We start from the raw sequence: 20,008 nt of genomic DNA, 5'->3' as shown, positions 1-20,008 counted from the left end.
TCCGGACCTCCGAGGCTTCCGCGCAGGGTCGCTTCGCGACGGCCGCGCATCGGCGCCACCATGGACCGGTTCGCCGGGCGCCCACAAGTCCGCCGCCCTGCGGCTCTGCGCCTGTTCCTGCGCGGCGGGGCCTGCTAGAGGCAGCGCATGTCCTACGCCGTCGCCGCCCTCTATCGGTTCACGTCGCTGCCCGACGCCGCCGCGTTGCAGGCGCCGCTGCGCGCGCTCTGCGAGGCTCATGACGTCAAGGGCACCATCCTTCTCGCACAGGAAGGCGTGAACGGCACGGTGGCCGCGCCGCCGGCGTCGCTCGAAGCGTTCCTGGCCGAACTGCGTGGTGGGCCGCTGTTCGCCGGGCGGCTCGACGGACTGGAGCTGAAGCTCTCGACCGCCGCCAAGGCGCCCTTCGGGCGCCTGAAAGTGAAAGTGAAGCGCGAAATCGTCACCCTCGGCGACCCCGCCGCCGACCCGTCCGTGCAGACCGGCGTCCACGTCGCGCCCTCGGACTGGAACGCGCTGATCGCCCGCGACGACGTCGTGGTGGTCGACGTGCGCAACGCCTTCGAGGTCGAGATGGGATCGTTCGAAGGCGCGATCGATCCCCGGACCCGGCGCTTCAGCGACTTCAAGGCGTTCGCCGCGGAACGGCTCGGCGACGCCCGCGGCCGGACAATCGCGATGTTCTGCACCGGCGGCATCCGCTGCGAGAAGGCGAGCGCCCACCTGCTGGCGCAGGGTTTCTCCGACGTTCGCCAGCTCAAGGGCGGCGTGCTGAAGTATCTCGAGGAGGTCCCATCCGCCGAAAGCCTGTGGCGGGGCACCTGTTTCGTGTTCGACGACAGGATCGCGCTCGGCCACGGCCTGGCCGAGATTCCTCCGGAGGAGACGACGCCATGACGATGAGCAGCGAGACGAAGCTGATGGAGCGCCTGGAGGCGCTCGAGATCCGGATCGCCTATCAGGACGAGGCGATCGAAAGCCTGAACCAGACGATCACCCAGCAATGGGCGCTGATCGACGCGCTCCAGCGCCAGACCGCCGCGCTCGGCGAGCGGCTCGACGACGCCGCGAACGGCGTCGCGCCCGTCGACCGCCCGCCGCCGCATTACTGACGGCGGCTTGCCTCGCGCGGCCCGGGCTGGCGGTCAGGTTCGACGGCGACCCGCGCGCCGCCCCTTGCCGCGGCGCCGCAGCGCGTAATGTTTCGCCGACTTGGCGAGGAGACGTGACATGACGGCCAACCGACAAAACGGCATCACCTGCGTGGTCGTGATGGGCCCCTCCGGCGTCGGCAAGACGACGACCGCCGAAGGCCTAGCGGCGCGGCTCGGCTGGAGCTTCGCCGAAGCCGACAGGTTTCACCCGAAGGCCAACATCGACAAGATGACGGCCGGCGTCCCGCTCGACGACGCCGACCGCGCGCCCTGGCTTGCGCTGATCCGGGACTGGATCAGCGAGAAGGCCCGGGCGGGCGAGAGCACCGTCGTCACCTGCTCGGCGCTGAAGCGGCGCTACCGCGACGTGCTGCGCGGCGCCGACGCCCGCGTCCGCTTTCTCCAGCTCTCGGGCGAGGTCGACGCGATCCAGAGCCGCATGTCGTCGCGGAAGGGCCATTACATGCCGACGTCGCTGCTCGCCTCCCAGTTCGCCGACCTCGAACCCCTCCAGGCCGACGAGGACGGCGCGATCGTCGACGTCTCGGTCCCGCCGGAGGAGGTGATTTCGGCCGGGGTCGAGAAGCTTCGCCTCGCCCGCGGCTGATCTCTCTCGCCTCTTTCCAAACGCCCCCCAGGAGCCGCCATGAACGCAGCCGCCGCCGTCGCGCCCGCCCTCGGCGCAGGACCCCTTCTGATCATCGCCGCCGTCGCGATCGTCGCGCTGCTGGTCCTCATCATCTCCATGCGGGTCCACGCCTTCGTCGCGCTGGTGCTGGTCAGTCTGGTGACCGCCTTCGCGACCGGCGTGGCGCCGGGCAAGGTCATCGACACCCTGGTGAACGGCTTCGGCGCGACGCTCGGACCTGTGGCGCTGCTCGTTGGCTTCGGCGCCATGCTGGGACGCCTCGTCGAGGTGTCCGGCGGCGCTCAGGCGCTCGCCGACGACCTCATCCGCTTCTTCGGCGAGAAACGCGCGCCGCTCGCGCTCGGCGTCGCCTCGCTGATCTTCGGCTTCCCTATCTTCTTCGACGCCGGCCTCGTGGTGATGCTGCCGATCGTGTTCTCGGTCGCGCGCCGTCTCGGCGGCGGGCTGCTGCGTTACGGCATCCCGGTCGCCGGCGCCTTCTCCGTCATGCACGTCTTCGTGCCGCCGCACCCCGGTCCCGTCGCCTCCACCGAATTGCTGAAGGCCGACGTCGGCCTCGTCACCTTGCTCGGCCTCGCGATCGCGATCCCGACCTGGTACGTGACCAGCTACCTCTACGGCGTCTGGATCGGCCGGCGGATCGTGCTGCCGGTGCCGGACCTGCTCGCGGGAGGCCCGCAGGAGGAGCGGAAGGCCAACCCGCCGAAGTCCTCGACGGTGGTGTGGCTGCTGCTGCTGCCGCTCGCCATCATCTTCGTCAACACCGGCCTCAACGGCCTGCGCTCCATGGGCCTCGCCGACGGCGGCGCGACCTGGTTCCAGGTGGCCCGGGCGCTCGGGGCGACGCCGGTCGCGCTGCTGGTCGCCGTGCTCGTCGCCTCCTACGTCCTGGGCGTGCGCCGCGGCGAGAGCGCCCAGACCATCGAGAAGCTGATCGACGGCGCGCTCGGGCCGGTCTGCGCCGTCATCCTGATCACCGGCGCCGGCGGCATGTTCGGCGCGGTGCTGCGGGCGAGCGGGATCGGCGACGCGCTCGCCGGCGCGCTCAACGACATGGGTCTCCACATCTTCATCGCGGCCTATGTGATCGCGACCGCGCTCCGCGTCGCGCAGGGCTCGGCGACGGTCGCGCTGATCACCGCGGCGGGCCTCGTCCAGCCCGCGGTCTCGGCCGCCGGCTACGAGGGCGTGCAGCTCGCGGCCGTGGTGCTGGCGCTTGCGGCGGGCTCCGTGACGCTGAGCCACGTCAACGACAGCGGGTTCTGGCTGGTCGGGCGGTTCTACGAGATGGACGTCAAGACCACGCTGAAGACCTGGACCGTGCTCGAGACGCTGATCGGCGTCATGGGTTTCGCGCTCGCGGGCCTGATCTTCGTGCTGGCGTGAAACGCGAGACGGGCGGGACCCGTGGGATCCCGCCCGTCGTCACGTCAGGTCGATGCGACTTGGGCCGCTCAGCGGACGCCGAGCAGCTCCACGTCGAAGATCAGCGTGGCGTTCGGAGGGATCACCCCGCCCGCGCCGCGCGCGCCGTAGCCGAGCTCGGCCGGGATCGTCAGCGTGCGCTTGCCGCCGACCTTCATGCCGGCGACGCCCTCGTCCCACCCCTTGATCACCTGGCCGCCGCCCAGCCCGAACGCGAAGGGCTGGCCGCGGTCGCGGGACGAATCGAACTTCGCGCCCTTCTCGCCGCCCTTGTCGAGCCAGCCGGTGTAATGCACCTGCACGGTCTTGCCGGGCACGGCTTCGGCGCCGGAGCCGACGGCTTCGTCCACATAGGCGAGGCCCGAAGGCAGGGTCTTGGTTTCGGCGGCGGCGGCGCTGAGGGTCATGGCGAGAACGAAGGCTCCGGTCGAAAGAATGCGTAGAAGCGTCATGGGGATGGGTCGAGCTCCCGGGGAGTTGGGATCAGGCGCCGGCGCCGAAGGGCGAGGCGATCATGCCCTCGCCGACGACGCGCTCGTGGCTTTCGCCGCGGCTCTTGACGCGGTACTGCGGCTCGAGGTCGTCGCGCTCGGCCGGCATGAGCCGGACGATCTCGACCTCGGCGGCCGTGCGGCCGTAGGCGGACGCGGCGAGCGAAACGTGCTGGCCGACTTTGTAACGATGGATGCGGTCTGACATCCGTCTTGATACCATGCCGCGCGCGTCGGCGACAGCGCGCTCTTTACGGGCGCCGCGGACCTTGCGCACTTGACATCCGGGCCTCCGCCCCCAATTGAAGCGTCTCCCGTGGGCCGGCGTCGCGTCCGCGGCCGCGCCGGACTGATGCGGTTTCGCGTGTCCGGCCCTTTGTTCGCCTAAGCCGTACCCACGAAGGCCTCGCGCCACTCGGGCGCGACTTGTTCCTTTTGACGGCGTGCGCCGGAACGTCTCCGCGTTCTCAAGCGCTATCGCTCCCGGCCCCGCGCCGCACACATCGAGCTTGAAGGAGACGACGTGCAGGTTCTCGTACGCGACAACAACATCGACCAGGCCCTCAAGGTCCTGAAGAAGAAGATGCAGCGCGAAGGCGTGTTCCGCGAGATGCGCCAGCGGAAGGCCTACGAGAAGCCCTCCGAGAAGCGCGCCCGCGAGAAGGCCGAGGCCGTCCGCCGCACCCGCAAGGCCGCCCGCAAGGCCGCCCAGCGCGAAGGCCTGATCCCAGGCCCGAAGAAGAAGCCCCGTCCCGTCGGCGGCGCCCGTTCGCCGCGCTTCGGCGCAGGCGCGCCCAGCGCCGGCGGCGCGGCCCCCGCGACCGGCGGCTTCGACCGGACCTGAGGCGAAGCAAGGCCCCAAGCCTCGCTCACCTGCCCGCTCACTTGCCCGCCGGCACGTTGATCACCGTGCCGTTGGACAGAATGACGTCGCCCGGCCGCTGGCCGGGCGCGCACTCCCCGAGCTTCCGCGCCTCGATGGTGGTGCGGAAGCGGCGTTCGCCGCCCACTTCGCCCGCGAGCCCCGTCATCACGGTGGTGGCCTCGGCTCGCGCGAAGCTCTCGAAATCCCCCGACACGACGATTTTGTTGTCGATCGAGGTCGGCCCCGACCGGCAGATCGCGCCGGCCGCGTAGCCGCCGTCCTCGGTGCGCTTGAAATCGTCGTTGCGGCAGGTCAGCCCCGTCATGGCCTGGCGCACTAGCCGGTCCGTTCCCGCCCCCACGCATTCCTTCGCGACCGTGCGCCCGGCGTCGGTGATGGTCGCGGTCTCCCACAGGCCCGGCGCGCGCGACGGCGGCGAGGCGGCGAGCGCCGCGCCGCTCAGCGCGAGCGATGCGGCGATCAGGGCGAGACGGGCGGCGTGCATATAGCGGTCCTCAAGATAGGCTGTCCTCGAACGGACGCGTCCGGCGTTCTGTCGCGCGCCGGATCGGCCGCGATGCTGGCCCGCCGCGCGGCGTTCGTCCATCGCCCGTTGGTCCGTCATCCCCACCGATCCCGCCTCTTCCGACCATCCGCATCCGTCTCCACGATCGCCCCTGTCCGCAGCCCGGCGCGGGGATCCCTCCTCGCGCCGCAGGCGTGGGGAGGGTGGCCTCGGCGCCAGCCGAGGTCGGGTGGGGCCCTTTGGACGGATAAGCGGGGCGGCCGGAAGCTTCATCCTGGCGCCACCCCACCCGGCCGGGCTTCGCCCGTCCACCCTCCCCTCTTCGAGGGAGGGAGTCCCGCGCTTGTGTTTGAAGCCTGGGGATTGGCGCGCGAAAATCCGTCCGCCGGGACTTGTTCGCCCCGCGGCCGTCCTAACCCCAGCGATGACAACCCCACGCAACTCGAAACCGGGAAGGCGCGGAACGCCGGGCCACCCTGTTCTGTAGAAAGCAGATGTCGGTCGCCCGACGTTCCGCGCGCGGCGATTTTGCGCCTGGCTGCAGACGGCTCCGGGGCGCTCCTGCCGGGAGGCCTTTCCAGCCGCGGGGAGACCCCTCGGCGTGTATGTGGCTCCCTCGCGGTGGGCTGAAGCCTTCGGCCTTTGGGGCCGGAGGCCAAGCCGCCGCGTTCAGGCGGGTCCTGACCCTGGGTTAGGGCGCCCGTCGTAGTGCGGGCGGGCCTCGCAACGCTTCTCGGCCCTTGCGCCCTCATGAGGAACGCGCGCGCCGGGAAGGCCCCGCAGCTGAGCGTCCCGGGGCGGTGACATCCGGTCATCCCCGCCGCAGGCGCCGCGCCCTCCCCGCATGGCCGGCCGGTCCGGACACGCCTCCCGTGACGGGGAGTGGCGAGGAAAAGGTGCGGGACAATAGGAATAAAGTCAAGATACTTTGCGGGAGTCCCTCCTCGCCTCGCTCCCTTCCGCGGGCCGTATGGTCCGGCTTGACCGGACCATCCATGTCCGGCGTGGCGCTCGACGTTCAAGACGGGTCCTCCGGTCAAGCCGGAGGACGACGAAGCGGGTGGCCCCCCCGCGTCGGAGGCCGCGCGTGGTCTCCCCTCCCCCTTGTGGGGAGGGGCCGGGGGTGGGGGTGGTTCCGAATGAAATATCGTCCGCCGACGCCGCGCCCGCTCCGAGCGCTCCCAGCCGTCGCGCCCCGTCCTGCGCCACCCCCACCCCTAATCCCTCCCCGCAAGGGGGAGGGGGAGGCAGCGGCGCCGTCATCGGCCAAGTCGATGTCCTAGACGCTGCCGCGCGCCGATCGGGCTGGCTCTTCTCCCCTCCCCCTTGCGGGGAGGGGTGGGGGTGGGGGTAGTTCAGAAAAGAGTTCCCTCCGCCGACGCCGCGCCCGCTTCGAGCGCTCCTTGCCGTCGCGCGCCATCCTGCGCCACCCCCACCCCTAACCCCTCCCCGCAAGGGGGAGGGGGACGGAGCGGCTCGCATCCAGCGCCGGCCCGCCCCGCCATTGACGCCGCGCGGCGGGTGCGGGAAATGAGCCCCATGGCAGACGAGCCCGCCCCAGAGACCGCCGACCCGCTCCGGCGCATCGGAACGCTGGCGGCGCTGGCCGTGCTGCTGGGGTTCGTGGTGCAGGGGCTGGTGCTCGGGGCGAAGCTCAGCTTCGGCTCCTCCGTGCCGGCCGCGGCCTTCGCGGTCGATCTCGCGGCGGGCGTCGCCTGGTCGGCGGTGGTGTGCCTCGGGGCCTCGATCGGGGTGTCGGCGTTCCGGGCGAAGGCCGCGCTTGCGGGCCTCGTCGCCGCGCTGTTCGCGCCGCTCGGCGTCGCCGCCGCCAAGGCCGCGAACCAGACCTTGAGCGCCGCGATCGGCCTGAGCGCAAAGCCGGCCGCCCTCCCCCTGATCGCGCTCGCCGGGCTGAAGGCGGTCGAATACGCCGTGCTCGGCTTCGTCCTCGCGACCCTTGTCCAGCGCGGCGTCCAGAGATTGCCGCCCTACGCCGCGACGGGTCTCACTGTGGGCCTCGTCTTCGGCGGCGCGGCGCTCGCCTTGCGCCTGTCAGCCGCGCTCGCCACAGCGCCCGAGATCGCGGCGCTCGCCGTCAACGAGATCGTCTTTCCCATCGGCTGCGCCGCGGTGGTCTATGTGGGACAGGCTATGGGGCGGGCGGGATGACGAAACGTTTGATTTGAACTAAAGGACATCTGCGCAGCCTAGGTCGTAAACTCCCCCAGCCCAAGAACTGCTCGTTTATTATTGTCTAGATTATCAACAACAGATTGACCGAACAATTCAACGAGAAGTCCCTTTATACAGTTTTCTTTCTCGGCGCTTATACGGTTAAGAAACTGCTCGCGATCAGCAACAACCGACAACGCAGCAAAGTGACCTACGACAAAAGAATCCAATATACTTGATACCTTTGCTAGGGAATACCTCTTTTTGATGCATTCGTCGAGGCTGGATGCCGACTTCATATGGGCTTTAATATTCTCGATTTTTTTATTGGGAGCCCTCAGTTCGTATGTATGCCCCACTTTCTTAATATCAACTCCCAATATGTACACTGTCGTTTCTGGACCTGAGATAATTGTTTTTTTCAAGTCTTCAATATCCGAAATGCGTAATTTTAACTTTCCAAGTTCTGCCTTGACGAAATCTAAATTATCTCTGCACTCTTGCTTCGAGTTCGCAAATATTGCGATGTCATCCGCGTATCTAACGGCTTGCAAGCCCCTCTTTACCAAGGCCGCGTCGAACTCACGAAGTAGAAGATTCGATAGAAGGGGGGACACCGGCATACCCTGTCGCAACCCCGCTCCTCTTCGGACACCACTATCCTGCGCATAAATCCGAATTCTGTCGATGCGATCATCAATCTCACAATCAACAGCCGAGCACAGCAGTTCTGAGACTATCTTTGACCTTACGTGCCTTCTAACCAATTTCTTGACGTCAGATCTCTGAATTTCGTCGAAAAATTTGATAATATCGACTTGCAAAACCCAAGGGTACGAATTGCGTAGTTCAAGCATTTTAAGCTGCGCGCATTTCAACGTGCGCGCTTTTGTAAATCCATAGGCGATGCTTGACATCTGCGGAAATTTTTTGTCACTCTCGAGATGCGCGAGAAGACATCTTTGAACTAATCGCGCCCGCACATTAGGAATCGCGATTAAGCGCATGCCCCCTGAGGCTTTCACAACCGGCGCACCGCGTAGACGTCCGAAAGTAAAACGAGAGAGCTGAATATCTCGCCGGACGTTCTTTATGTTCTCAGACAACTGGCCCTGAAAGGATGAAGCGTTCTCGCCATCCAAACCAGGTGCTCCACTCTTATTGCGCTTAGCGTCGCGGCTGGCACGCCAAACCGCTTTGATTGCCGCCTCCGACAAAGAGGCCGGCAGTCGCCTAACGACAAAACGGCTCAAGCTCTTACCCCCAAGTACCAGGAAGCTCCTTGGGGGGCTCGGTAGCGCGACGGTCCAAACAATGACGGACAACTTGTCTGATGCTCGGTGACGTCTTGCTCGCCCGCGGCCCCGCTCAACACGCGACCAACCGGCAAGCTTATGTCCGGTTGAGAGCTTGCGAAGGCTTCCAGCGAGAACCCCGCCAACACCTTCCCACTCTCGCCGCTTGTCAAGCTTAAGCCAAGCAGCCCGGCGATCACAATCCCGGTCGAAAGAACAAACCGTGAACGAGCCGTGATCTTAACGCGAACGGATGCTTCGCCCGCCCGGCCTTCGTCTTTTAAGCTGATGCTCCGATCCTGGATACGCTTATCAGGCATTTCGGCTCCTCGTTTGCGCGACGGTCCAAACAATGACGGACAACTTGTCCGATGCTCGGTGACGTCTTGCTCGCCCGCGGCCCCGCTCAACACGCGACCAACCGGCAACTAACAAGGGACGAAGACCGCGACGTAGGCATGGCGCCGGGTCATGCAAATGACGCTAAAGAAACGTTAGCGATTCTGAAAGGGGTACTTGGAGTTCTTCACATCCCCGAATAGTTCGGCCCGCCCGCGCCTTCCGGCGCGACCCAGACGATGTTCTGGTTAGGGTCCTTGATGTCGCACGTCTTGCAGTGGACGCAGTTCTGGGCGTTGATCTGGTAGCGCGGCGCGTCGGCGCCCTCCTCCACCCACTCGTAGACGCCGGCCGGGCAGTAGCGCTGCGACAGCCCTGCGTAGACGTCGTGCTCCGAGGTCTTCTGGAGGGAGATGTCCTTGACCTTGAGGTGCGGGGGCTGGTCCTCCTCGTGGTTGGTGTTGGACAGGAACACCGAGGACAGCTTGTCGAAGCTGATCTTGCCGTCGGGCTTGGGGTAGGCGATGCGCGCGAAGTCCTTTGCCTCGCCCGTCGCGGCGTAGTCCGGCTTGCCGTGGGGCAGCGTGCCGAACAGCGAGAGCCCGAACTGCTCCGCCCACATGGAGAGACCGCCAAGCACCACACCGAGGCGGGTGCCGAACTTCGACCACAGCGGTTTGACGTTGCGGACGGGCTTGAGGTCCCGCCCGATCGCGCTGTCGCGCCAGGCGGCGTCGTAGGCCGACAGCTCGTCCTGGGCGCGGCCGGCTTTCAGCGCCTCCACCACATGCTCGGCGCAGAGTTTTCCGGAGAGGATCGCGTTGTGGCTGCCCTTGATGCGGGGGACGTTGACGAAGCCGGCCGCGCAGCCGACCAGGGCGCCGCCGGGGAAGGCGAGCTTCGGCACGGACTGGAAGCCGCCCTCGGTGATGGCGCGGGCGCCGTACGAGAGACGTTTGCCGCCCTCGAAGGTGTCGCGGATCGCCGGGTGCGTCTTGAAGCGCTGGAACTCGTCGAAGGGCGAGAGGTAGGGGTTGGCGTAGTTCAGGTGCACCACGAAGCCGACGGAGACCAGCCCGTCGCCGAAGTGGTAGAGGAACGAGCCGCCGCCGGTCTTGTCGTCGAGCGGCCAGCCGAAGGAGTGCTGGACGAGGCCGGGCTTGTGCTTGGCCGGATCGACCTGCCACAGCTCCTTCAGGCCGAGGCCGTATTTCTGCGGCTCGGAGGCCGCGTCGAGCTTGAAGCGGTTGATGAGCTGCTTCGAGAGCTGGCCGCGGGCGCCCTCCGCGAAGATCACGTATTTGCCGCGCAGCTCCATGCCGCGGGTGTAGTTCGGGCCGGGCTCGCCGGATTTCGCGATCCCCATGTCGCCCGTGGCGACGCCGGTGACGGCGCCCGAGGCGTCGAACAGGATCTCGTTCGCCGCGAAGCCGGGGTAGATCTCGACGCCGAGCGCCTCGGCCTGCGCGCCCAGCCAGCGGGTGACGTCGCCGAGCGAGACGACGAAGGCGCCATGGTTCGACAGGATTTTCGGCATGCCGAAGCCCGGCAGCCGGATCGCGCCTTTTTCAGTGAGATAGAGGAAGCGGTCGTCGGAGACCTCGGTCTTGGCGAAGGCCGTCTCATCCTGGCGCCAGTCCGGCAGCAGCGCGTCGAGGCCGATGGGGTCGACCACTGCGCCCGACAGGATATGGGCGCCAACTTCAGAACCCTTTTCCAGCAGGACGACGGAGAGCTCGGGGTCGAGCTGCTTCAGGCGGATCGCGGTTGCGAGGCCCGCCGGGCCGCCGCCGACCACGACCACGTCGAAGTCCATGCCCTCGCGCTCGGGAAGATCCGCCGCGCCCGCCGCTCCATCGCTCATCTCAGCCCTGGCTCCTCAACTCGAACGCTTTGGGTGCGCTGCGGCGCACGTTGGAACGGTTCGCATCCCTGCCCGTCCAAGGCTAGGGCGACGATCGTCCGAAGCGAGCAATTCGTGACCAAAGGTGGAGAGCGCCTGGGCGGCGACCGGGCCCGGGCATGAAAAAAGCCGCCTGAGGGGGCGGCTTGCGGGCGTGATCGGAGGTGTCGCCGGCTCAGCGACCCTGTTCAGCGAGGCTCCTGCGCGGCGGTCTGCAGGCAGCGCTGCCGGCCCTCGTTGACCTCGCGCCGTTCCTGCTCGGCGACGCGGTGCGCCGCGGCGGGCTCGCATCTCAGCGAGCGGAAGTCCCAGCCCGCCTCTTCGGAAGCCGTCTCCCGATTTCCGAAATCACTCTCGAAATCGTTCATGCCGCACCCCTCAGCACCTGGCGAGGAGTGTGGAAAAACGCGGGCGGCGAGTCAACATACCGCAGCGCAATAGCGGCGACGCGTTGCGCGCGGAGGTCGTGGGGAAGCCGCCCGCCGGGGCGGCCTCCCGCTAGGCGGCGCGGCTTAGCTCAAGCCGGCTCAGCAGCCGGGGCCGCCTTGGGCTTCGCGGCGCGGCGCTCCTTGCGCTTGGCGGCGATGCGCGCGGCCTTCGTGGCCTCGCGCTTCGTGGTCTTCGCTTCGGCGCCCGCGGCCACGCGCGCGGCTCGCTTCGCCTCGCGCGCGGCGGTCTTCTTCTCGTCGGTCGCGGGCGCGGTCTCATCAGCCATGTGTCGCTCCTCAGCGGTGGCGTTACGGGCCGCATGTTGGAACAAGCCGGCAATTTGTCAAACTATTTTACGTTTTCCGCGCGCATGCGCCGCAGCGGCGGGTCCGCCTGAGCCAGATCGCCCGGGATGGGGTAAGAAGAGGCCCCCCGCGCGACGCGCGGGATTCGAACGCGCGCCGGACCGCGTCCGCGCCCTCGCCGAGGGACCGGACGCGGTCGCGGCGTCGCGAACCGTCCATCGAGCTCAGACCGATGGGCGCAATGGGAGAACGACCGATGAAACCGATGATCTTGCTCGCCGTCGGCGCCTGCGCTCTGGCGCTCGCCGGCTGCAACGGCGAACGGCGCGGCTACGGCGGCGGGTACGGCTACGAGCGCAGCACCATCGTGGTGGGCGAGGACTACCGTGGACGGCGGGACGATTACCGCGCGCGGCGGGCGTGGGAGGCGCGTCGCGACGCCGACCGACGCGCTCAGCGCATCGACGACCGCCGCGACGACGCGAAGGACCGCCGCCGCGCTCAGCGCGAGCGTCAAGAGGACCGGCGCGACGACCGGCGCGAGCGTCGCAACGACTGGCGCTGATCGCCGACCGGACGCCGGCGACCGCTCCTGTGCGGCCGCCGGCGTCTCTCAAGCCGAGGCGTCGCGCCCGTCTTCGGCCTCGTTCATCAGCACCGTGACGTCTTCGGGCGTCAGCTTGTACTTCGCCATCAGCCGGAGCGTGATCGCCACGGCGCGGGGCACGTCCTTGCCGTTGTCGTCCGCCGCCCAGCGCCGCGTGGTGCGCTCGTCGGCCTGGAAGAACTTGTTCGCGCTCGACAGCGAGAGCCCGACTTCGGTTAGCGCGGCGCGGTACTCGGCAGGCGACATGGGTCCATCTCCGTCAGTTTCGAACGCGGAAGCTTCGGCTTCCTAGCCCAAGGGCCGCGCCCTGTCCGCCCCCGCGCCCGCTCAGGTGCCGCAAAACGTCCGGTAGGGCGCCTCCGCGACCGGCGGCGCGTCGGCGTAGGGCGAGGCGTCGGCCTCCGGGCCATAGGGGTCGGATAGCGCGGCCCGAAGCGCGTCGAAGGGCGCGAAGTCGCCGTCCTCGACCGCTGCGGCGAGCGCGGCCTCCACAAGGTGGTTGCGGGGGATGAGCGCGGGGTTCGCGCGGGCCATTCGCCCGCGGCGCGCGCCAGCGTCATCGGGCTCGCGTGCGAGCCGGTCGCGGTAGCGCTCCGCCCAGGCGTCGAAAGCCGTCGGATCGACGAACAGGTCGCGGGCGGCCGCCGCGGGGTCGCCCTCCGCGACCGCTCCGAGCCTGCGGAAGGTCAGGGTGTAGTCCGCGAGGCCCTCCGCCATGCGGTCGAGCAGGTCCTGGACCAGCTCCGCGTCGTCCGCCTCCTCCGTCCGCAGGCCGAGCTTGCCGCGGTAGCCGGCGAGATAGGCGGCCTCGAAGGCGGGGGCGAAGCCGTCGAGCGCCTCGCTCGCCTGCGCGATGGCGCGGTCCTCGTCGTCGGAGATCAGCGGCAGCAGGCATTCGGCCAGCCGCGTCAGGTTCCAGTGCGCGATCGCAGGCTGGTTGGCGAAGGCGTAGCGGCCGTGGCGGTCGATCGAGCTGAACACCGCCTTGGGATCGTAGGCGTCGAGGAAGGCGCAGGGGCCGTAGTCGATGGTCTCGCCGGCGATCGAGCAGTTGTCGGTGTTCATGACGCCGTGCACGAAGCCGACGTGCATCCACTGCGCGACGAGGGCGGCCTGCTGCGCGACGACGCCCTCGAGCAGCGCGAGCGCCCGGTCGGGCCGCGTGGCGCTCTCGGGATAGTGCCGGGCGACGACGTGATCGACCAGCGCGGTCAGCGCCTCGAGGTTCCGCCGGGCGGCGAAGAACTGGAAGGTGCCGACGCGGATGTGGCTCGCGGCCACGCGCGTCAACACGGCGCCCGGCAGCTTGCGCTCCCGATGCACGGCCTCGCCGGTCGTCACCGCCGCAAGCGCGCGCGTGGTCGGCACGCCGAGCGCGGCCATCGCCTCGCTCACGAGGTACTCCCGCAGCACCGGCCCCAGCGCCGCCCGCCCGTCGCCGTTGCGCGAGAACGGCGTCGGGCCCGAGCCCTTGAGCTGGATGTCGCGGCGGACGCCGGCCCGGTCCACGACCTCGCCCAGCAGGATCGCCCGCCCGTCGCCGAGCTGCGGCACGAACTGGCCGAACTGGTGCCCGGCGTAGGCCGCGGCGATCGGATCGGACCCCGGGAGCACGGCGTTGCCGGCGAAGGCCTGCGCCCCCGCCTCGCCCGACAGCGCCTCGGGATCGAGCCCCAGCTCATCGGCGAGCCCCCGGTTCAGCGCGACGAGGCGCGGCGCGGCCACCGGCGTCGGCGGCGTCCGGCGATGGAACGCGTCGGGCAGGCGGGCGTAGCTGTTGTCGAAGGGGATGCTGAGGGTCACGAGGGTCCTGGCGGTCCGGAGGCGGGCGTCCTCGCCATATGGGCTTCGCGTCGCGCGGATTGAAGGCCGCGCTCAGGGCGTGCGTGCTTCGAGACGCCTCGCTAACGCGAGGCTCCTCAGCATGAGGAGGTTTGCTTTCTGGAACCCAAGACCTTGCTGGGACCCAAGACCTCCTCATGCTGAGGAGCCCGCCATTCGGCGGGCGTCTCGAAGCACGCACGCCATCCAAGCCAACCGTCACACGGCGCGCCAGCCGCGGGTGCGAGCCACGGCCTCCGCGAAGCGCGCGCGGCGGGCGTCGCGCGTCTCGGGTCCGCGGGGCGCATGGCGGCGGGCCTCCGCAGGGGCCGCGAGGTCGATCCCGAAGGCGGAGGCGGCGAGCGCCGCGGCGCCGAAGGCCGTGCGCTCGTCGAAGGCGCCGACCACGACTTCCCGCCCGAGGCTGTCGGCGAGGAACTGCGCGAAGTAGCCGCTGCGGCTGAGGCCGCCGTCGATGGAGATCGACGGCGCGAGGGCGACGCGCGCATGGATCGCCGCGACTACTTCCGCGGTCCGGAGCGCGATCCCCTCCAGCAGCGCCTGGCGGAGATCGACGCGGGTGGTGGCGGCGGACATGCCGAGAAACAGCGCGGCGGCCGAGCGGTCCCAGTGCGGGCAGGCGAGGCCCGACAGCGCGGGAACGAAGACCAGCCCGCGGTCGATCGCGGGCGGCTCCGTGAAGCCGTCGAGCTGTGAAAAATCGTCGACGATCCCGACGCGCATCGCCCATTCGACGGCGGAGCCCGCATCGTAGACGCCGCCGTCCACGGCGTATGTGGTCGCCTTGCCGATCGCCCAGGCGACGGTCGGCAGCAACCCCTCCCCCGCCGCCCGCACGATCTCGCCGCCGGTCACCGCCAGCGCGAAGGCGCCCGTGCCGAAGGTGATCTTGGCGTCGCCCGGCGCGCGGCAGCCGTGGCCGTAGAGCGCCGCCTGCTGGTCCACGACGGAGGCGACGACCGGGACGCCTTCGATGCGGCCGAAGCCGCCCACGGTCGGGCGGATCTCCGGCAGGCAGTCGATGGGAACGCCGAACAGTGCGCAGAGCTCCGGGTCCCAGCGGCCGGTCGCGAGCCGCATGAGGGACGTGCGCGAAGCGGTGGCGGCGTCGGTCGCGAAGACGCCCGCGAGCCGATCGAGAAAGAAGGCGTCGGTCGTGCCGAGCCGCAGCCGCCCGGCCTCCCGCGCCGCCCGCACGCGCGGGAGATGACGGAGCAGCCAGCCGAGCTTGGAGGCCGAGAAGTAGGCGTCGAGCGGAAGGCCGGCGCGAGCCTCGACCAGCGCCGCGTGATCGGCCAGTCCGGCCACCGCGTCAGTGGTCCGGTTGTCCTGCCACACGATCACCGGCGACAGCGCCTCGCCGGTGACGGCGTCCCAGGCGAGGCAGCTCTCGCCTTGGTTCGCGAGCGCCAGCGCGTCGACAGGGCCGGCCGCCGCAATGCAGGCGCGGACGTTGGCGAGCAGTTCCTCGGCGTCGTGCTCCACCCAGCCGGGGGCGGGGTGGCTCTGCGCGTGGCGCACGGCGTGCGCGATCACGGCGGTCCCGTCGCCCGTGTCGACCACGAGCGCGCGGGTGGAGGTGGTGCCCTGGTCGATCGCCGCGATCCTCATGGCGGCCACGTTACGGGGCGGCCAGCCGGCCGGCGAGGTCGGCGGCGATATGATCGGCGATCGCCCGTCCGCGAGACCAGCACCAACCCGCGGTCTCGACGCTTCGGTCGAGCACGCAGGCCGCGAAGATCCGCGGATCGCTCGATCGGCCGAAGGCGTCGAGGACGGGCCGCCCGCGCTCGAGGTCCATGGTCAGGCCTGCGGCGCGGGCGAGGCTCGCTTCGGGCGTGAAGCGGCCGGTGAATAGCACGCCGTCGCAGGCGACCTCCGAGCTCGCGCCGTCGGCATGGGCGAGCGTCGCCCGCCGCACCCGCGGGCTCCCGGCGATGTCGACGACCTTGGCGCCGTAATGCAGCGGCACGCCGAGCAGGCGCGGCAGCGCCATGAACAGCGGGAAACACTGCGGCCCGGCCTGCTCCTCCACCATGGCGACCGGCGCCGCGCCGATCTTTCGGCAGGTGAGCAGGCTCGACAGCGCGACGAGCTCCGTGCCGACCACCACAGGCCGGCGGAACGGCGCTATGCCGTGCAGATACACGAAAGCCTGCAGCGCGCCCGTGGTGAGCACGCCGAGCGGCCGCTCGCCCGAGACTAGGCGGGCCGCGCGGGGGGTCTCGCGCACGCCGGTCGCGAGCGCCAGCCGCCGCGCGGCGATGCGGCGGACGCCGTCGTCGCCGGTGGTCGTGACGACGATCGCCTCGCCCTCGCGGGCGATCTCCACCACGTTGGTCGCGAGCCGGAAGGCGACGCCCGCGCGGACCGCTCGCGCCGCCAGCCGCCGGGCGTAGGCCGGCCCGGTCAGCACGCGGCCGAACTCGCGGAGGCCGAACGGCGGGTGGCCGCAGTGACGTGGGTTGCCGCCGGCGTCCGCCTCCCGGTCGACGACCAGCACCGACGCGACGCCCGACGCCTTCAGCCGCGTCGCGAGACCGAGCCCCGCGGGTCCGGCGCCGACGACCAGCGCGTCGACTGCGACGTCGATGGCCGCGGCGCTCACGCGGCCTCGGGCGGGCTTGCGAGCGGCGCGGCAAGACGGCCCTCGGTCAGGGCCGCGATGCGGGCGAGACAATGAAAACCCTGGCAGCGCCCCATGGCGCAGCGGGTGCGGCGCCTCAGGCCGCCGAAATCGCCCGCCGGCAGCGGACCGGCCAGCGCCCGCTCGATCTCGCGTCGGGTGACAAGCTCGCAGTGGCAGACGACGCCGCCGTGGCCGGCTTTGCTCCAGTCGCGCGGCAGGTGCTCGGCGAGGTTGGGCATGGGCCGGCATTCGGGCGCTGAGACCGCCGCATGGGAATGGCCCATGCCCTCGTAGAGCCCGTAGACATGGCGGGCGATCCCGAGCGCCGCGGTCATGCCGGTGGAGCGGATCCCGCCCACGGTGATCCAGTTCCGCTCCGGCGTCGCGGCGATCCGGTAGCCCTTCTCCTCGGTCGCGGGGCGCAGGCCGGCGTAGGTCGCGGTGACGGGCATGCCCTCGAGCGCCGGCAGCATCTCGACCGCGCGCGCGATCAGAGACTTGAGCGCGGCCTCGTCGGTCGCCGCGCAATCGCGGTCCTGCTGCTCCTCGGCTGTCGGCCCCACCAGCACGTTGCCGAACGCCGTGCGGCAGAGCACGACGCCCTTGGTCCGCTCGGTCGGCACCGGCAACACGATGGTGCGGAGCAGGCTGGCGGCGGCCTTGTCGAACACCACGAACTGGCCCTTGCGCGGGCGGATCTCGAAGGCGCTCGCGCCCAGCAGACGGCGATCGACGAGGTCGCCGTGCAGCCCCGCGCAGTTGATCACGACGCGGGCGCGGCGGCGCCCACGGGGGGTCTGGAGCGCCCAGTGTTCGCCCTCGAACCGCGCGGAGGCGACCTCGGCGCCGAACAGGATCTCCGCGCCAAGCGCCTTCGCCTGCAGGAGATAGGCGAGGAAGGGCGACCAGGGGTCGATGACATGCTCGCGCGGGACCAGCAGCGCCTCGCGCGCGCCCGCGCCGAGATGGGGCTCGCGCGCCCGGATCTCGGCGGGGCCGAGCCGCCGCACGTCGTCGACGCCGTTCGCCCGCGCCTGCGCCTCGACGCCGTCGAGCGCGGCCTGCTCCGCCTCCGTCCAGGCCACGACCATGGCGCCCGTCTCGAGCACCGGCAGGTTGAGGCGCCCGCGGATCGCCATGTACTCGGCGTAGCCCGCCTGCACGCACGCGTGCTCGAGGCTCCCGGGCGGGGCGTCGAAGCCGGTGTGCAGGATGGCGCTGTTGGCCTTGCTCGCGCCCGACAGCAGATCGGCGCCGCGCTCCAGCACCAGCACCTTCGCGCCTTCGAGAGCGAAGCGCCGGGCCATGGCGCAGCCGACCACGCCCGCTCCGATGATCGCGACGTCCGCGACGGGCATCCCGCTCGCTGCTCCCGGTTTCGACGCCCCGTGGCCTCGTTTCCACAGCATGAAACTCTCAACTTGACTGTTCGGTCAACATGAATGACCGTTCTCACATCGCAGGGGAGAGGCGCGGCATGAGGCCGGACGAGCGGCGCGAGCGGATCGTGGCGATGGTGCTGGAGCGGGAGAGGGTGTCGGTCGACGCTCTCGCCGACGCGCTCGACGCCTCCCGCGAGACCATCCGCCGCGATCTCGCCGAACTCGACGGCCAGGGCCGGCTCCGCAAGCTGCACGGCGGCGCCACGCTGCCGGGCCTGAGCCTGTACGAGCCGGACCGCGAAGGCCCGTTCCAGGCGCGGCTCGCGGAGAACGCCGCCGCCAAGCGCGCCGTCGCGCGCGCGGCGATCGGGCTGTTCCGGCCCGGCGACACGCTGTTCGTCGACACCGGCACCACCACGCTGCTGTTCGCCGAGGAGCTGTCGCGGGCGCGCGGGCTCACCGTCATCACCAATTCGGCGGCGATCGCAGCCCTCGCCTCCCGCGGCGAGGACGCTCAGGCATTTCTGCTCGGCGGCGAGTACCGCGACGGCGGCGCCGAATGCCTCGGCGCCATGGCGATCGACCAGATCCGCCGCTTCCACGCGGTCCACGCGGTGCTGACCGTCGGCGCCGTGCATGAGGCGGGCGTGCTCGACTACGACGCCCGCGAGGCCGAGATCGCCCGCGCGATGGTGGCGCAGGCGCGCGCCGTCACGGTGCTGGCCGACGCCTCGAAGTTCGACCGCAGCGCGCCGTTCGTCGTCGCGCCGCTGGAGGCGATCAGCCGCATCGTCACGGACGCGGTCCCGGTGGGCCCAATCGCCGACGCGCTGGTTGCGGCCGGGGTCGAGGTGGTCGCCGCGCGCGCCGGGAACATGCCGTCGTGAGGCCGGCTGCGGTCGCGCGCGTCACAGCCTCGAAAATGAGCGCGCTTAAAAAGTGGCCCTGTCGTTTCTTGCCCAAGCGGCGCTTTTGGCCAGACCGCTTGAGCGCGAACGTGGCGTCCGAACGCGAGCGATCCCGCTTTCAGGAGCGAACCACATGAGCGACACTGCGCCGGACTTCTCGATGGGCGCCGCCTACATGAACGGCGTGTACGTGCCGATCGCGGAAGCCAAGATCCCGGTCGGCGACTGGGGCTTCACCCATTCCGACGTCACCTACGACGTCGTGCACGTCACCGACGGCGCCTTCTTCCGCCTCGAAGACCACCTCACCCGCTTCCACAAGTCGCTCGGCGGCTACCGGCTCGACCCGGGCGTCACACGCGACGAGATGCGCGAGATACTCGGCAAGGTCGTGGCGCTCTCCGGCCTGAAGCGCGCCTTCGTCGCCATGCTGTCAACCCGCGGCGTCCCGCGCGTCTACGGCTCGCGCGACCCGATGGACTGCGACAACACCTTCATCGCCTATGCGGTGCCGTGGGTGGACGTGATCAAGCCCGAGGTGCAGGAGCGCGGCGCGCATCTGCTGGTCGCCTCCGTGCCGCGCATCTCGCCGAAGTCGCTCGACCCGACGCTCAAGAATTACATGTGGCGCGACTTCACCCGCGGCATGTTCGAGGCGAAGGACAAGGGCTTCGACACGGCCATCCTGCTCGACCAGGAAGGCTACCTGACCGAGGGCGCCGGCTTCAACGTCTTCATCGTCAAAGGCGACAAGGTGATCACGCCGGACCGCGGCGCGCTCGAGGGCGTCACCCGCCTGTCCGTGCTCGACCTCTGCCCGGAGCTGGGGCTGGAGCCGGTCATCGGCCCGATCACCTTCGAGGACCTGATGGACGCCGACGAGGTGTTCACCGCGACGACCGCCGGCGGCGTCATGCCCTGCTCGCGCGTCAACGACCGGATCTACGGCAACGACCGGCCGGGGCCGATCAGCCAGAAGCTCAAGGACACCTATTGGCGGAAGCATGTGGAGGGCTGGCACATGACGCCGGTCAACTACGACGACGCCGAAAACCCGTTCAAGGCCGCGGCCTGAACGGACCGGACT

21 protein-coding genes are annotated in these 20,008 nt (G+C 69.7%); 9 read left to right on the top strand and 12 right to left on the bottom strand.

From position 1 onward, the window contains the following. Positions 1-147: 147 nt before the first annotated feature. From K244_RS0119825 to K244_RS0119810, 4 genes are all read left to right on the top strand, one after another. Entirely contained in the window at positions 148-897 is a 750-nt protein-coding gene (locus tag K244_RS0119825) for a rhodanese-like domain-containing protein (protein ID WP_020188041.1), read from the top strand. Between the two features lie 2 nt (positions 898-899). Beyond that, on the top strand, positions 900-1,112 hold the full coding sequence (locus K244_RS0119820) for a SlyX family protein (RefSeq protein ID WP_024816636.1): 213 nt from the start codon (positions 900-902) through the stop codon (positions 1,110-1,112). A gap of 118 nt (positions 1,113-1,230) precedes the next feature. Next, positions 1,231-1,761, top strand: coding sequence for a gluconokinase (locus K244_RS0119815; protein ID WP_020188039.1), 531 nt, complete (start codon positions 1,231-1,233; stop codon positions 1,759-1,761). Positions 1,762-1,800: 39 nt separating this feature from the next. Next, the gene (locus K244_RS0119810; RefSeq protein WP_020188038.1) at positions 1,801-3,189 is read left to right on the top strand and encodes a gluconate:H+ symporter; all 1,389 of its coding nucleotides are present in this window, start codon (positions 1,801-1,803) and stop codon (positions 3,187-3,189) included. A 68-nt stretch (positions 3,190-3,257) separates the two neighbouring features. Here the strand turns inward: K244_RS0119810 and K244_RS0119805 are convergent, their stop codons facing one another. Beyond that, positions 3,258-3,680 (bottom strand): FKBP-type peptidyl-prolyl cis-trans isomerase, encoded by a 423-nt coding sequence (locus tag K244_RS0119805; RefSeq protein WP_020188037.1) that lies wholly within the window; start codon positions 3,678-3,680, stop codon positions 3,258-3,260. A gap of 31 nt (positions 3,681-3,711) precedes the next feature. Continuing rightward, positions 3,712-3,927: a hypothetical protein gene (locus K244_RS0119800; protein WP_020188036.1), complete on the bottom strand. Its 216-nt coding sequence runs from the start codon at positions 3,925-3,927 to the stop codon at positions 3,712-3,714. Between the two features lie 315 nt (positions 3,928-4,242). On the opposite strand from K244_RS0119800, the gene rpsU reads away from it, so the two are divergent. Next, positions 4,243-4,563: a 30S ribosomal protein S21 gene (gene rpsU / locus K244_RS0119795; RefSeq protein WP_020188035.1), complete on the top strand. Its 321-nt coding sequence runs from the start codon at positions 4,243-4,245 to the stop codon at positions 4,561-4,563. Between the two features lie 37 nt (positions 4,564-4,600). Here rpsU and K244_RS22370 read toward each other — a convergent pair whose 3' ends face one another. Continuing rightward, positions 4,601-5,089: a DUF3617 family protein gene (locus K244_RS22370; RefSeq protein ID WP_036307155.1), complete on the bottom strand. Its 489-nt coding sequence runs from the start codon at positions 5,087-5,089 to the stop codon at positions 4,601-4,603. A 1,560-nt stretch (positions 5,090-6,649) separates the two neighbouring features. On the opposite strand from K244_RS22370, the gene K244_RS0119785 reads away from it, so the two are divergent. Further along, positions 6,650-7,279: a hypothetical protein gene (locus K244_RS0119785; RefSeq protein WP_020188033.1), complete on the top strand. Its 630-nt coding sequence runs from the start codon at positions 6,650-6,652 to the stop codon at positions 7,277-7,279. A 38-nt stretch (positions 7,280-7,317) separates the two neighbouring features. Here K244_RS0119785 and K244_RS23300 read toward each other — a convergent pair whose 3' ends face one another. From K244_RS23300 to K244_RS0119770, 4 genes are all read right to left on the bottom strand, one after another. Continuing rightward, a complete protein-coding gene (locus K244_RS23300; RefSeq protein WP_155931871.1) occupies positions 7,318-8,535 on the bottom strand; it encodes a reverse transcriptase domain-containing protein in 1,218 nt (405 codons plus the stop codon). A 568-nt stretch (positions 8,536-9,103) separates the two neighbouring features. Next, positions 9,104-10,780, bottom strand: a complete 1,677-nt coding sequence (locus tag K244_RS0119780; protein WP_020188032.1) for an electron transfer flavoprotein-ubiquinone oxidoreductase — start codon at positions 10,778-10,780, stop codon at positions 9,104-9,106. Positions 10,781-11,007: 227 nt separating this feature from the next. Beyond that, the gene (locus K244_RS0119775; RefSeq protein ID WP_020188031.1) at positions 11,008-11,187 is read right to left on the bottom strand and encodes a hypothetical protein; all 180 of its coding nucleotides are present in this window, start codon (positions 11,185-11,187) and stop codon (positions 11,008-11,010) included. A 149-nt stretch (positions 11,188-11,336) separates the two neighbouring features. After that, positions 11,337-11,534: a hypothetical protein gene (locus tag K244_RS0119770; protein WP_020188030.1), complete on the bottom strand. Its 198-nt coding sequence runs from the start codon at positions 11,532-11,534 to the stop codon at positions 11,337-11,339. Between the two features lie 275 nt (positions 11,535-11,809). On the opposite strand from K244_RS0119770, the gene K244_RS22365 reads away from it, so the two are divergent. Continuing rightward, positions 11,810-12,118: a hypothetical protein gene (locus K244_RS22365; RefSeq protein WP_020188029.1), complete on the top strand. Its 309-nt coding sequence runs from the start codon at positions 11,810-11,812 to the stop codon at positions 12,116-12,118. A gap of 48 nt (positions 12,119-12,166) precedes the next feature. Here the strand turns inward: K244_RS22365 and K244_RS0119760 are convergent, their stop codons facing one another. The 5 genes from K244_RS0119760 to K244_RS0119740 form a co-directional block, all read right to left on the bottom strand. Continuing rightward, on the bottom strand, positions 12,167-12,406 hold the full coding sequence (locus tag K244_RS0119760) for a hypothetical protein (protein ID WP_020188028.1): 240 nt from the start codon (positions 12,404-12,406) through the stop codon (positions 12,167-12,169). 81 nt (positions 12,407-12,487) lie between these two features. Further along, positions 12,488-13,963: a protein adenylyltransferase SelO gene (locus K244_RS0119755; RefSeq protein WP_020188027.1), complete on the bottom strand. Its 1,476-nt coding sequence runs from the start codon at positions 13,961-13,963 to the stop codon at positions 12,488-12,490. A gap of 237 nt (positions 13,964-14,200) precedes the next feature. After that, the gene (locus K244_RS0119750; protein WP_020188026.1) at positions 14,201-15,613 is read right to left on the bottom strand and encodes an FGGY family carbohydrate kinase; all 1,413 of its coding nucleotides are present in this window, start codon (positions 15,611-15,613) and stop codon (positions 14,201-14,203) included. Positions 15,614-15,623: 10 nt separating this feature from the next. Further along, positions 15,624-16,610 carry an FAD-dependent oxidoreductase gene (locus tag K244_RS0119745; RefSeq protein WP_020188025.1) on the bottom strand — a complete coding sequence of 329 codons (987 nt, stop codon included), beginning with the start codon at positions 16,608-16,610 and terminating at the stop codon, positions 15,624-15,626. Then, positions 16,607-17,989 (bottom strand): NAD(P)/FAD-dependent oxidoreductase, encoded by a 1,383-nt coding sequence (locus tag K244_RS0119740; RefSeq protein ID WP_020188024.1) that lies wholly within the window; start codon positions 17,987-17,989, stop codon positions 16,607-16,609. Before K244_RS0119740 ends, K244_RS0119745 begins: the two co-directional genes overlap by 4 nt. Positions 17,990-18,108: 119 nt before the next feature. Between K244_RS0119740 and K244_RS0119735 the strand changes: the two genes are divergently transcribed. Both K244_RS0119735 and K244_RS0119730 read left to right on the top strand, forming a co-directional pair. Next, positions 18,109-18,900, top strand: a complete 792-nt coding sequence (locus K244_RS0119735) for a DeoR/GlpR family DNA-binding transcription regulator (protein ID WP_020188023.1) — start codon at positions 18,109-18,111, stop codon at positions 18,898-18,900. A 154-nt stretch (positions 18,901-19,054) separates the two neighbouring features. Next, positions 19,055-19,996 carry an aminotransferase class IV gene (locus K244_RS0119730; protein ID WP_020188022.1) on the top strand — a complete coding sequence of 314 codons (942 nt, stop codon included), beginning with the start codon at positions 19,055-19,057 and terminating at the stop codon, positions 19,994-19,996. The last annotated feature ends 12 nt before the right edge of the window (positions 19,997-20,008 follow it).

Source organism: Methylopila sp. 73B, assembly GCF_000526315.1.
GTDB lineage: Bacteria > Pseudomonadota > Alphaproteobacteria > Rhizobiales > Methylopilaceae > Methylopila.
This window is presented reverse-complemented; position numbering and strand designations above follow the sequence as displayed.